This is a genomic window from Actinoplanes sp. HUAS TT8 (genome assembly GCF_051380535.1).
Taxonomy (GTDB): domain Bacteria; phylum Actinomycetota; class Actinomycetes; order Mycobacteriales; family Micromonosporaceae; genus Actinoplanes.
Genome location: NZ_CP195646.1, coordinates 1,192,244 through 1,205,234, shown reverse-complemented (window position 1 = coordinate 1,205,234; position 12,991 = coordinate 1,192,244). Strand labels below are relative to the sequence as shown.

Sequence of the window (12,991 nt, the reverse complement as noted above, 5' to 3'; positions counted from 1 at the left end):
CCAGCCTAGACAAAATCGGCCCGGATGCCCGGACGGGCCTGAGCGGTCAGCCGGATCCCGTCCCACGGCAGCATCAGGTGCAGAAAAAGGAACCCCCGCCCCGGGCATGAACGGGGCGGGGGTCCGGTCTTTCAGAACCGAGAACCGAGGCTGATCAGAGCGCCGGGTAGGCGTTCGCCATCAGCTGCTGGAACTGGGCCGAGAACCAGGCACCGGAGATCGGCGCGTTCGGCAGGGCGCCGCTCAGGCTGTTGCCGTTGCGGGCGTTGCCGGTGTAGGTCGGGTCGCACATCCGGTCGAAGCCCTTGCCCTCGTCGTTCGGGATGAGCGAGGAGGAGCCGTCCGACTCGCCCGGGGGCTTGACCCAGACGTAGGCGTCGATGCCCGCCGCCGGGGCGGCCTTCGGGCGCTCGCCGAGGCCCGCACCGGACTGGTTGCACCAGTTACCGGCGTGGATGCGACGGTCGATCCGGGACTCGTTGACGTAGGTGTCCACGTTCGTAGAGGTGCTCGCCTTGGTCGGGCGGGCCGAACCGCCCCAGCCGTTGCGGGAGGTGTCGATCAGCATGCCGATGTTGCTGTTGAAGCCGATCGAGACCAGCTTGGTCCGGAACGCCTGGGCGAACGTCAGCTCGTCGGAGTACTGGTTCCAGTCCAGCCACTTGGACTGCCGGATGTTCTGGCCGCCGACGGTGACGGTGGGCTGGATGTACGGCTCCTGCAGCGCCGAGTAGTTCGCCGTGTTGGTGATGAAGCCGGTGACGTTGTTGACGCTGCCGGACGCCTGCGCCGCCTGGAGCATGATGTCGGCGGTCGGGCCGAAGTTCGAGTCCCAGCCGATCCAGCCGTGGTGGGCGGCGTCCACGTAGTTGTAGCTGTTGCTCAGTGCACCGAGCTTGTTCAGCGCGTAGCCGACGCCCTGGACGTACCCGCCGTTGGCCTTCATCGTGTCGCACATCGCCGTGCCGCCGGCCTGGCCGGAGGTGTTGGTGACGATGTTCGGCAGCGAGTCGATCTCGACGATGTTGATGATCCGCAGGTTCTTGTACTTCGCGTCGCCCTCGATCGCCGCGATCGGGTCGATGTACTCGCTCTTGTAGCGCGGCAGGTCGTTCGGCCCGAGCTCACCGTTGGAGGCGAGCGCGGAGCAGTCCCGGCCGGGCAGGTTGTAGATCACGAACTGGATGTAACCGGCGCCTTGGGCCAGGGCCGCGTCCAGGTGGTCGCGGACGCCCATCGAACCGTTCGAGCTGCTGCTGTCGGTGCCCTCGATGGCGGCGATCCGGTCCAGCCAGACCGCGGTCGGGTTGTTGGAGACGCGGCTGCCGCCGGCCTCGGCGTCGGCCTTGGCCTTCCACTCCGGGTTGACGTAGCCCTTGGCCCCGGCGTACGGGTTGTCGGCCTTGGTGCCCGGGTTGGTCGAGGTCGACGGGCTGGCCGACGGGCTCGACGACGGGGACGTGCTGGTCGACGGCGAGGTGCTGGCCGACGGGGACGCCGAGCCGGTCGGGACGGTGCCCGTGCAGGCGGTGCCGTTCAGCTTGAACGTGGCGGGCGCGGTGTTCGTACCCGAGTAGTTCGCGTTGAAGCCGAAGTTGGCCGTTCCGTTGGTGCCGAGCGAGGCCGCCCACGACGGGTTGGCCGCGGTGACGTTCGTCCCGGACTGAGTGATCGTGGCACTCCAGCCCTGGGTGATCGTCTGGTTGCCGGACCAGGCCCAGGTGACGTTCCAGCCACTGGAGATCGGGTCGCCGAGGTTGGTGACGGTCACATTGCCGGTGAAGCCGGTCGACCACTGGTTGACCGAATAGTCGACACGACAGCCGGCCGCCGCGCTGGCTTCGGTCGACATGGCGACCGCGCCGGCGCCGGCCATGACACTCACGACGGCGGCTGCCGTGAGGGCGCGGGCCCGAGTGGGGATGGGTCTCATCAGGACTCCTCGATACGTACGACAACGCCGAAGAACAGCGCCAATGGGAGCGACGACCAACGCATCGGTGGGGATCGTTGTGCCGACGCGGACAGCATTACATGGGAGCGCTCCCAGCGCAATGATCCCGAAACAGAAGGGCAATGGGGCGTTCATGGTGCAACAACGCGCCCCGGGGCGGCCATGGACGGCATGTGACCATGCCCGGGTCAGCTCTCGCCCACCCCGGAAGCGGTCGCCGACCACTGCATCGCCCAGCGAGCCGCGATGGTCGCCCACCCCACCGAGGCCGACATCCCCGAGGTGCCGGTCCTGATGAACGGCACCTCGGCCGACGAACGCAGCCCGACCCGGCTCGGATGAGCCTGGTCGGGCTGGTCAGCACACTGCGCGATCCTCTGTCCGATCCGAGTAACCCCGGGCCGGCCGGGAAGTGCCACCGGCCGAGCCCTGGGGTCACTGACCGGCTACGACGTCAGACGGACACCGCCGCCGCCGCGTTTGGCCTGGTACATCGCGGCGTCGGCGTCCTTCATCAGCGTGCCGAACTCGATCGCGTGGCGCGGGAACAGGGCCACCCCGATGCTCGCGCCGATCCGGACCTCGCGGCCGTCGATCTCGAACGGCTCCCGCAGCAGCTCACAGATCCGCTCGCCGACGCCGACCGCGGCCTCGTCGTCCGGGTTGGCGGTGACCAGCACCGAGAACTCGTCACCGCCGAGCCGGGCCACCATGTCCGGGTGCCGGATCAGCCCGCTCAGCCGTTTGCCGACCAGCTGCAGCAGCACGTCGCCGGCGTGGTGGCCGATCGTGTCGTTGACCTGCTTGAACCCGTTCAGGTCGAGCATCAGCAGCCCCATCCGGGTACCGGTGGCCATCGCGATCTCGACCGCCTCCTCACCCCGGTCCAGCAGGTGCTTGCGGTTGGGCAGGCCGGTCAGCGAGTCGTGGAACGCCTGCCGGGTCAGCTCCTGCATGTGCTGGCGGTTGGCCTCACGCATCCGGGCACTGTCCATGATCAGCGCGCCCTCGGCGGCCAGCTGCTGGGCCAGGATGCGGTCGCGGGCACTCCACTCCCGGGCGCCGGACGAGTCACCGCACATCACCATGCCGGCCGGGCCGAAACCGGTCATCAACGGCATCGCGATGAACGAGGCCAGCTCGAGCGTCTGGGCCATGCCGCCGGGCCGGGTCTTGGCCGTGGCCACGTTGCTGATCAGCATCGGCTCGCCCGACTCGACGGTGTTGCGCCAGATCGGCGACTCGATCGCGGACTTGCCGATCAGGTTCGTCCGCAGCTGGTCGAGCCGTTCGTCGGGGCAGCCGACGCCGTAGACGTACCGGATCCGCCCGTCCCCGTCGATCAGGTGCAGGCTGGCGTGCTCGGTCCGGAACGCCGTCGCACACGAGTGGGTCAGCAGCTCGGCCGCCTCCTCGACACTGCCCGCGGTCATGCCCTTCTCGAACAGCTCCTGGATCGTCGAGCTGGTGTGGGCCACGAACTGCCGGGCCTTCTCCGCGAACAGCCCCTGCAGCGTGGTCGCGAAGTGCAGCGCCACCGTCGAGATGGTGTCCAGCCGCAGCTCGGCCAGCGCGTCCCCGGTCAGCAGCAGCACCCCGACGGTCTGGCCGCCGATGCGCAGCCGGATCGCCATCTGCTGGCCGCTGACCACGGGCGGGCCACCGGCCGCGGCCCGGAACACCTTGCCGGCGACCATCTGGTCCCGCCGGCCCGGCTCGCCGAACTGGGCGGTCGCGGCCATCATGCCGCTCTCCGAGTCCAGTTCGAAAACGGTCGCCGCGGTCAACCCGGCGATCTCCCGCAGGTGCGGGGTCATCAGGTCGAGCACATGCTGCACCGAAGGGGTGTCCTTGGTCATGAAGCCGACCAGCTCGGCCAGCAGCAGGACCTGCCGGTCCGGCTCCACGCCCGTCATACCGGGGGCCTCCACCAGAGGTCCGGCTGTGTGCAATCCGCTGCCCACGCTCATGGCTGTAGGGTCGGCAACTCCGGGGCGGGGTTGAGCCACGGCGACGGTGTGCGCGGTCGCAGTTCGGGTGCGGCGCCACTTCCCGGATGGCTGAAAACGCCGTATGTCCTGGTCATCGACTTTCTGGGCGGTTACCGTCAGGGGCGACCCGCGCGCTGAGCAGCCGGAGGGCCTGTGTACGCGTACCGGAAAACCGTGACCGTCGCCGCGGTCGCGCTCTTCTTCTCGGCCGCCATGGCCGCCGTCGTCCTGTCCCGGTTCGACCGCGAGCCGGCCGCCGCGTCGCTCGCCCCGGCCGCCCGGCCCGACACCGGGTTCGGTCAGCGCCCGGAGGCCTACCCCGACGAGGCCGACCCCCGGGCCGAACTGGATTTCACCCACCGGGACGACCTGGCCGGCCTGAACCTGACCAGCCAGTACGCCGCCGAGCTGGCCTCGGCCGGCGCCCACGCCGACGCGGCCACGATCCTCGCCGAACACCAGCGGTTACGCCGCACCCTGGCCAGCGACGAGCACCCGGTGATCCTGCTCCGCAGCACCGACCTGGACCACCCGAGCGGCGACGCCGGCACCTGGCTGACCGTCGCCCTGGGTGACTTCCCGGACCCGGCCGCGGTCACCGCCTGGTGCGCCACCGTCCCGGCCGCCCACTGCGTCCCCCGCCGCCTCGACCCACCCCGCTGACCCGCCGGCCTCGACCCACCCCACCGGGCCACCGGCCCGACCCACCCCACCGGCCCGCCGGCCCGATCCGCTCCGCGATACTTCTCCGGTGGCGATCGAGGCACTGATCTTCGACTTCGACGGTCTGCTCATGGACACCGAGACCACGCTGCTGCAGAGCTGGCGCTGGGAGTGGCAGCAGCACGGCCTCACCCTCGACGAAACCGGCTTCTTCGCCGACCACGGCGGCGACACCAGCGAATCCCGCTACGCCGCCCTGGCCGCCGCGGTCGGCCCCACCTTCGACCGCGCCGCCAGCCACGCCCGCCGCACCGCCCACCGCGCCGAGATCCACACCCGGCTGGGCCTCAACTCGGGCATCGCCGGCTGGCTCGACGAGGCCGCCCGCCGGGACCTGCGTCTCGCGGTGGCCAGCAGCTCGGCCACCGCCTGGGTCCGCTCCAATCTCGCCCGAACCGGCGACCTCCCCCGCTTCGAAGTCCTGGCCTGCGGCGACGAGGTCCCCACCCACAAACCCGACCCGGCCGTCTACCACCTGGCCCTCGCTCGCCTCGACCTCGCCCCGTCCCAGGCGATCGCCTTCGAGGACAGCCCGCACGGCGTCACCGCCGCCCAGGCCGCGGGCCTACGCTGCGTAGCCATCCCCAACCCGTTCACCCCGGAATCCCGCTACGCCCACGCCGACGCCCTCTTCCCCAGCGCCGCCACCACGATCCTCACCGAAGTCCTCGCCCGAGCCTCCCGATCAAGATCACATTCAAGATCCTGATGTCCCACGTCCGCCGTGGTCCGGGCCGTCGCTCCCGCGGGGACCCTTCCGGGGCCCGCAGGGCGCTGGCGCGCCCAGAACGCGACCCCCTCCAGGGCGACGTCCGCCGCTGGTCCAGCTCAGAACAAACCCCCACACCCAAGACCCACGCAAGGCAGCAGCCCACTCAGCCCCCACCCGCGACTCACCCAAGCCGGCTGGCGCTGAGGGCTGTTGAAACGCCCGCGAGACAGCCCTCAGCGCCAGCTGAGCGGCGCGCCGCGAGATGAGCGGGAGCAGCCGTCGGCTCGCGCCGCGGACTGCCGGTGCCGGGGCCGTCAGCAGTACCGGGTCCATCGGCCGTTCACGGCGTGCAGGTGGGCCGATCCGCGAGTCAGCCCGGGGCCCGGACGGCCCGAGCCCGCATGCGCGGCGAACGGGTGGGCTGGGCCGTGAGCCGGCCAGGCCCCGACGGCCCGCGCCCGGGTGCACGGCGCACGAGCGGGCTGAGCCGGGAGCCGGCCAGGCCCCCGACAGCCCGCGCCGAGGTGCGCGGCGTGAGGGCGAGCCGGGGCCGCCGACGATGCGAGCTGGGGTGCGCGGCGAGAGGGCGACCTGGGGTGCCCTCACGCCGCGGGAGGGCGAGCTGGGGTGCGCGGCGATGGGTGGGGTGGGTCAGACGAAGGCGCTGTGGCCGGTGATGGCCCGGCCGACGATCATGGTGTTGATCTCGCGGGTGCCCTCGTAGGAGTAGAGGGCTTCGGCGTCGGCCACGAAGCGGCCGATGTCGTAGTCGAGGACGATGCCGTTGCCGGCCAGGAGTTCACGGGCCCAGCCGACCACCTCGCGCATGCGGGTGGTGCAGTAGGCCTTGGCCAGCGCGGAGTGCTCGTCGCGGTACTGGCCGTCGTCCTGCAGCTGGGCCAGGCGCACGCACATGCCGAGCGAGCCGGTGACGTTGCCCAGCATGCGCACCAGCAGGTCCTGGACCAGCTGGAACTTGGCGATCGGGCGGCCGAACTGTTCGCGCTCCCCGGCGTACTTCAGTGCGATCTCGTAGGCCGCGAGCATCACCCCGACCGCCTCCCAGGCCACGCCGCTGCGGGTCTGGCGCAGGATGCGGGCGGTGTCCTTGAACGAGTTCGCGTTCTGCAGCCGGTCCGACTCGGGGACGCGAACGCCGGTGAGTGTGATGTCGGCGTTCTGCACGATCCGCAGCGCGATCTTGTTCTCGATCTTGGTGGCGGTGAAGCCGGGGGTGCCCCCGGGCACCACGAAGCCCTTGACCTGGTCGTCCGCAACGTCCCGGGCCCAGACGACGATCAGGTCGGCGAAGGTGGCGTTGCCGATCCAGCGTTTCTGGCCGTCGAGGATCCAGGTGTCGCCGTCGCGGCGGGCGGTGGTGCGCAGGCCGGCGGCGACGTCGGACCCGCCGGTCGGCTCGGTCAGCGCGAACGCTCCGATCTGATCGAACGCGGTCATCGCCGGCAGCCAGCGTTCCCGCTGCTCGGGTGAGCCGCAGGACTGGATGCTGCCCATGGCCAGCCCGGCGTGCACACCGTAGAACGTCGCCATCGACGCGTCGGCGCGCGCCATCTCCAGGGCGAGCCAGCCGTTGAGCAGGGCCGATCGTTCGCGCCCGGCCAGTCCGAGCCCGGCGAACCCCTTGATCAGGTGCGCCGGGAACTCGGCCCGGGCCCAGTGGTCGTTGGCGATCGGCACGACCTCGGCCTGCAGGAAGTCGCGGACCCGGTGCACGGTCGCGGCCTCGTCCTCGGACAGCAGTCCCTGAAACGCGTAAAGATCTCCGGCGAGCATGACCGCCTACATTCCCCGGAAGGCGGAAAGTTAAGGCTCCTGATCTTGATCTTGGGGTAACCGTGCCCACCCGACCACGTCGCCCTTGCGGGCCTCGCGTTCTGGCCGCGCCAGCGGCCTGCGAGGGTCGGAAGGGTCCCCGCGGGAGCGACGATCGGGACCACGGCGGAGATAGGCAATAAAGATCTTGATGTGGCTCCGGACTCGCCGGAAGTAATCGCTTACCCTGCGTCGAGGGGCGCCCCCTAGACTTCCCGGCATGCTCACCATGCAGGAGGCTCTGGCCCGGTTGACGGCTTACTGGACGGAGCACGGCGCTCTTATCGTCCAGCCGATGAACACCGAGGTCGGAGCGGGCACCTTGAACCCGGCCACCTTCCTGCGCGTGCTCGGTCCCGAGCCGTGGCGGGTCGTCTACGTCGAGCCGTCGGTGCGGCCGGACGACTCGCGATACGGCGAGAACCCGAACCGGCTGCAGACGCACACCCAGCTGCAGGTGATCCTGAAGCCGGACCCGGGCAACCCGCAGGAGCTCTACCTCGGCAGCCTGGCCGCGATCGGCATCGACGTGGCCGCGCACGACGTGCGTTTCGTCGAGGACAACTGGGCCTCGCCCGCGCTCGGCGCCTGGGGGCTGGGCTGGGAGGTGTGGCTGGACGGGTTGGAGATCACCCAGTTCACCTACTTCCAGCAGGCCGGCGGGATCAACCTGGACCCGGTGTCGGTGGAGATCACCTACGGCATCGAGCGGATCATCATGGCGCTGCAGGACAAGCAGCACTTCAAGGAGATCGAGTACGCGCCGGGCGTCAGTTACGGCGAGGTGTTCGGCCAGTCCGAGTACGAGATGTCCCGCTACTACCTCGACGACGCCGACATCGAGGCCAACCGCAAGCTGCTCGACATCTACGCCGGCGAGGCCCAGCGGATGATCGACGCCGGGCTGCCGGTGCCCGCGCACAGCTACGTGTTGAAGTGCTCGCAGGCGTTCAACGTGCTCGACTCGCGCGGCGCGGTCTCCACCGCCGAGCGGGCCGCCGAGTTCGGGAGGATGCGGCGGCTGGCCGGTGAGGTCGCGAAGCTGTGGGTGGCCCGCCGGGCCGAGCTCGAACACCCTCTGGGCCTGGTCGTGGACCGTGAGCCGGCACCGGTCCCGGCGACCGTGCAGACCGGTGACGGGCCGCGCACGCTGGTCTTCGAGATCGGCACCGAGGAGTTGCCGCCGGCCGAGCTGCGTAACGCCCGCGAGCAGCTGCAGCGCCTGGTCACCGAGGGTCTGGCCGGTACGCGTCTGGCCCACGGGGACGTCCGGGTGTTCGGGACGCCGCGGCGCCTGATCGCCGTGGTGCCGGAGGTCGCGGCCCGCGAGGACGATCACGTGCGGACCGTGCGCGGGCCCAAGACCCAGGCGCCGGCCAAGGCCGTCGAGGGCTTCGCCCGTGGCCACGGCGTCGACCCCGGTGCTCTGGCCACCGAGGAGTTCAACGGGGTGGAGCACTACGTGCTGCACAAGGAGGAGACCGGGCAGCCCGCGCCCCAGGTGCTGGCCGAGGTGCTGGCCAAGGTCACGGGCGGCCTGCGCTCGGCCAAGAACATGCGGTGGAACGATCCGAAGCTGGCCTTCAGCCGCCCGCTGCGCTGGCTGACCGCGCTGTGGGGTGACGACGTGGTGCCGGTCGCGGTCTCCACGCTGGCCGCCGGCCGCCGGACCCGGCTGCTGCGCACCGCGAACCCGCCGGTCGTCGACATCGCGTCGGCCGAGACGTTCGTGGAGACGCTCGGGGTCAACGGCATCGTCGCCGACCACGAGGACCGCCGCGAGCTGATCGTGGTCGGCGCGCAGGATCTCGTCTACCCCGACGGGAGGGTCGACGTGACCGGCGAGGCCGCGCTGATCGACCAGATCACCGACCTGGTGGAGCAGCCGCTGCCGCTGCTCGGCACGTTCGACGAGGGTTACCTGACGCTGCCCGACGCGGTGCTGACCACGGTCATGCGCAAGCACCAGCGATACCTGCCGGTGCGCGACGAGGACGGCAAGCTGCTGCCGATGTTCGTCACGGTGGCCAACGGGCCGGTCGACGTCGAGCTGGTCCGCACCGGGAACGAGGCCGTGCTGCGAGCCCGCTACGAGGACGCGCGCTTCTTCTACCGCGCCGACCTGGACACGCCGCTCGCCGACATGAAGGCGCGGCTGGACCGGCTCACGTTCACCGACAAGCTGGGCTCGATGGCCGACCGGGCCGGCCGGATCGGCTCGCTGGCGATCACGCTGGGCGAGCGGCTCGGGCTCGGCTCCCCCGTCCTGGCGCGGGCCGCGGAACTGGTCAAGTTCGACCTCGGCTCCCAGCTGGTGACCGAGATGACCAGCCTGGCCGGGGTCATGGCGCGGGAGTACGCGTCGCACGCCGGCGAGTCGCGGGCGGTGGCCGAGGCGGTGTTCGAGGCCGAGCTGCCGCGCAACACGGGCGACTCGCTGCCGCGCACGGTCCCGGGCGCGCTGCTGTCCCTGGCCGACCGGCTCGACCTGGTGGCCGGCCTGGCCGCGACGGTCGGGCTGCCGACCGGGTCGAGCGACCCGTTCGCCGTCCGCCGGGCCGTGCTCGGCCTGCTCGCGGTGCACCGGTCGACGCCCGAGCTGGCCTCCCTGTCGCTGCTGGACGCGCTGGCGCTGGCCGCCCAGCCGGTGCCGGTCTCGCCCGAGGTGCTCGCGGCCGTCGGCGACTTCCTGGCCAAGCGCCTGGAGCAGGCGCTGACCGAGGAGGGCCAGCCGGTGGACCGGGTACGGGCGGTGCTGCCGCACTTCGCCCGGCCGTCGGTCGCGGACACGCTGCTGGCCCAGCTCGACGTGGCGGTCGAGGACGAGGCGTTCGCCGCGGTGGCGGCGGCGATCCAGCGGGCGCGGCGCATCGTGCCGGACGGGACCCCGGCCGGTTATGACGTGGGCGTGCTCAAGGAGCCGGCCGAGCTGGCGCTGCACGAGGCCGTCACCGCGGTCGTGCTCCCCTCCGAGCCGGACCTCACCCAGTTCGTGGCCGCCACCCGCGGGCTGGTCGAGCCGGTCAACACGTTCTTCGACGACGTGCTGGTGATGGCCGACGACCCGGCGATCCGGGCGGCCCGGCTCGGGCTGCTGGTGGCCGTCCGCGACCTCGGCGACGGCCTCCTGGACTGGCCCCAGCTGCGACTCTGACCGGCTGCGCTCCGCCCGGCCCGAGCGATCAGGCCGGGCGGAGCCTCCCGGGCGGACCCGCCGCGCGGAGACCCCCACGTGATCAGGCCGGGCGGAGCACACGGAAACCCGGCCGGCCACGAATGATCCACTCGGCGACGACGATGTTGAGGACCCACCCGGCGGCCATCGCGACCGCCCGACCGCCCACGCCGGGCGCCACCCCGGCGAAGGCGAACGGCAGATGGGTGAAGACCTGCGTGCCCGCGCCCTGGGCGAGCGCGTAGGCCCGGATCATCCAGGCCCGATGGCTCGCGACGTCACGCCGCCGGATCGTCACCACGGCCAGCACCAGCGCCACGATCATCACGCTCCCGACGATCAGCCGGGTGACCTCCACGATCACGCCGTCGACCGGCGGCAGGTCGTAGAAGACCGCCATCCACAGACCGCTGACCGCCACGATCAGCCCGGCCGCCACCAGGATCCGCCCGGCGGCCCGATGCCAACCGGGCCGTCGTCGCCGGAACGCCGGCTGGAACTGGAACGCACCGAGCACGCAGTACAGAATCGCGGCGAGGATGTGCGCGACGACTGGCCCCGGCATGTCGAAGAAGCGTGCGTTCTCCGTGGTGACCGGTGCGTTCGTGGCCAGCTGGTCCAATCGGTACACCCCGGCGATCGAGGGCACCAGGCTGAGCGCGATCAGCGCCGCCGGAATGCGCCAGGCTCCCGTATTCGTCGTCATGCGTCGATGGTGGCCGCCGCCGAGGCCCGCGACACCGGTCCGAAGACGGGTACCCACCCTTCTTTGGAAGGGGATCCGAACCGTACTTTCGGCCGGTTACCGCCGCCCGGTCTCGTATGCCCACATGGCGATCTCGACCCGGTTCCGGGCCTTGAGCTTGGCCATCAGGCTGGCCACGTGCGACTTCACGGTGCTGAGGCCGATGTAGAGGTCGGCCGCGATCTCGCTGTTGGTCCGCCCGGCGGCCACGGCCATCAGCACCTCCTCCTCCCGCTCGGTCAGGCCGTCCGGCGGCTGCCGCAGCACACCACCCTGCCCCGCGCGCGCGAAGGCCCGCAGCAGTCGCGCGGTCACCGCCGGGGCGATCAGCGCGTCCCCCGCGGCGGCCGCCCGGACGGCCTGCCCGAGCAGCTCGGAGCCCGCCTCCTTGAGCAGGAAGCCCCGGGCCCCGGCGCGCAACGCCGCGTACACGTGCTCGTCCAGATCGAACGTGGTGATCACGACGACCGCGATCGGGTCGGTCACGCCGGGTCCGGCCAGCTCACGGGTGGCCTGGATGCCGTCGACGCCGGGCATCCGGATGTCCAGCAGGCACACGTCCGGGCGCAGGCGGCGAGCCAGTTCGACCGCCTGGTGACCGTTCGCGGCCTCGCCGATCACCCGGATGTCCGGATGGGCATTCAAGATCATGGCCAATCCGGTACGGACGATCTCCTGATCGTCCGCGACCAGCACACGGACGGTCACGCCGGAAGCACCGCCTCCACGTGCCAGCCGCGCTCGGGTCCCGGGCCGGCCGTGCACGTGCCGCCGAGCAGTTCGGCGCGCTCGTGCATGCCGCTGACGCCGTACCCCTCGATCGGTTTGTCCTTGGCCGGAGCACCGTCGTCGGTGACCAACAGACGAACCTGATCCTTTTCGGCCATCACGCGAACCAGGATGCGGGTGGCGCCCCGAGCGTGCCGCCGCGCGTTGGTGACCGCCTCCTGGGCGATCCGGTAGATCGCGGCGCCCACCGCCGGAGCAACAGTGCCCAGGTCATCGCCGACCTCGACGGCGACCTCGGGCCCGGCGCCGGCCGACAGACCGGGCAGGTCGGCCAGCTTCGGCGCGTCCGGATCGTCGGTGCGCAGCGCGCGGATCACCGTACGCATCTCGGTCAGCGCCTCCTTGGCCTCGCTCTCGATCAGGCGCAGGGCATCCATCGCCGCCTCCGGATTGGCGGCGGCCGTGGCCAGGCCGGCCTGCGCGCGGATGGCCATCGCGGAGACGTGGTGCGCCACCGTGTCGTGCAGGTCACGGGCCAGACGCTCGCGCTCCTTCAGCCGCACCTGCTCCAGTTGGCGGGCCCGGGCGCCGCCGCGGAAACGGACGGCGGCACCGATCGCCAGGACAGCGAGCGACAGCGCCGTCCCGCCCACCGTGTCACTCGCGTTGACCTGGCCGAACCCGAACGACACGACCTGCTTGACGACGATCACGGCCAGCCCCAGCGCAGCCTCGCGACCGGAACCCCAGCGGAACAGCGAGTAGAGCAGGAAAAGCAGGTAGACCAGCGAATACTCCTCCGGCGGGACGTTGCCGGTGAAGATCGGCGCGACAAGCGTCGCCCCGAACGCGACGGTCACCGCGAGCAGCGGGCGACCACGCCGGATCAGCAGCGCCGGAGTCAGCGCCACGGCGAGAATCGGCGCGACCACCCCACCCGGAAGATCCGGACGAAAGACCCCTTCCAGTACGGCGGTGAGCGCGCACACCACGACCAGTGTCCAGTCCCGCGGGCCTACCGGTGGGGCGCCGGGAGGACGCGGTTCCGCCAGAAGCGAACTCAGGGAGCCGGGCACGCCCCGATCGTACGGGCGCCCCGGATTTTGTCGGACCCCGAATCTAGGGTGGC

At 71.2% G+C, this 12,991-nt stretch carries 9 protein-coding genes; 3 read left to right on the top strand and 6 right to left on the bottom strand.

From position 1 onward, the window contains the following. Positions 1-154 precede the first annotated feature (154 nt). Both ACSHV8_RS05320 and ACSHV8_RS05315 read right to left on the bottom strand, forming a co-directional pair. Positions 155-1,933, bottom strand: coding sequence for a glycoside hydrolase family 6 protein (locus ACSHV8_RS05320; RefSeq protein WP_436529950.1), 1,779 nt, complete (start codon positions 1,931-1,933; stop codon positions 155-157). Between the two features lie 467 nt (positions 1,934-2,400). Continuing rightward, positions 2,401-3,870 carry a diguanylate cyclase domain-containing protein gene (locus tag ACSHV8_RS05315; RefSeq protein WP_436529948.1) on the bottom strand — a complete coding sequence of 490 codons (1,470 nt, stop codon included), beginning with the start codon at positions 3,868-3,870 and terminating at the stop codon, positions 2,401-2,403. Between the two features lie 249 nt (positions 3,871-4,119). Between ACSHV8_RS05315 and ACSHV8_RS05310 the strand changes: the two genes are divergently transcribed. Both ACSHV8_RS05310 and ACSHV8_RS05305 read left to right on the top strand, forming a co-directional pair. Further along, positions 4,120-4,608 carry a hypothetical protein gene (locus ACSHV8_RS05310; RefSeq protein ID WP_436529946.1) on the top strand — a complete coding sequence of 163 codons (489 nt, stop codon included), beginning with the start codon at positions 4,120-4,122 and terminating at the stop codon, positions 4,606-4,608. Positions 4,609-4,696: 88 nt separating this feature from the next. Beyond that, positions 4,697-5,377, top strand: coding sequence for an HAD family hydrolase (locus ACSHV8_RS05305; protein WP_436529944.1), 681 nt, complete (start codon positions 4,697-4,699; stop codon positions 5,375-5,377). Between the two features lie 654 nt (positions 5,378-6,031). Here the strand turns inward: ACSHV8_RS05305 and ACSHV8_RS05300 are convergent. Beyond that, positions 6,032-7,174, bottom strand: a complete 1,143-nt coding sequence (locus ACSHV8_RS05300) for an acyl-CoA dehydrogenase family protein (RefSeq protein ID WP_436529942.1) — start codon at positions 7,172-7,174, stop codon at positions 6,032-6,034. A 259-nt stretch (positions 7,175-7,433) separates the two neighbouring features. Between ACSHV8_RS05300 and ACSHV8_RS05295 the strand changes: the two genes are divergently transcribed. Next, entirely contained in the window at positions 7,434-10,367 is a 2,934-nt protein-coding gene (locus ACSHV8_RS05295; RefSeq protein WP_436529940.1) for a glycine--tRNA ligase, read from the top strand. Between the two features lie 82 nt (positions 10,368-10,449). On the opposite strand, the gene ACSHV8_RS05290 is transcribed toward ACSHV8_RS05295, so the two are convergent. The 3 genes from ACSHV8_RS05290 to ACSHV8_RS05280 all read right to left on the bottom strand — a co-directional run bounded on the left by ACSHV8_RS05290 (position 10,450) and on the right by ACSHV8_RS05280 (position 12,938). After that, on the bottom strand, positions 10,450-11,094 hold the full coding sequence (locus tag ACSHV8_RS05290) for a DUF2306 domain-containing protein (RefSeq protein WP_436529938.1): 645 nt from the start codon (positions 11,092-11,094) through the stop codon (positions 10,450-10,452). A gap of 96 nt (positions 11,095-11,190) precedes the next feature. After that, positions 11,191-11,841 (bottom strand): response regulator, encoded by a 651-nt coding sequence (locus tag ACSHV8_RS05285; protein ID WP_436529937.1) that lies wholly within the window; start codon positions 11,839-11,841, stop codon positions 11,191-11,193. After that, positions 11,838-12,938, bottom strand: a complete 1,101-nt coding sequence (locus ACSHV8_RS05280; RefSeq protein WP_436529935.1) for a sensor histidine kinase — start codon at positions 12,936-12,938, stop codon at positions 11,838-11,840. Before ACSHV8_RS05280 ends, ACSHV8_RS05285 begins: the two co-directional genes overlap by 4 nt. Positions 12,939-12,991: the final 53 nt, after the last annotated feature.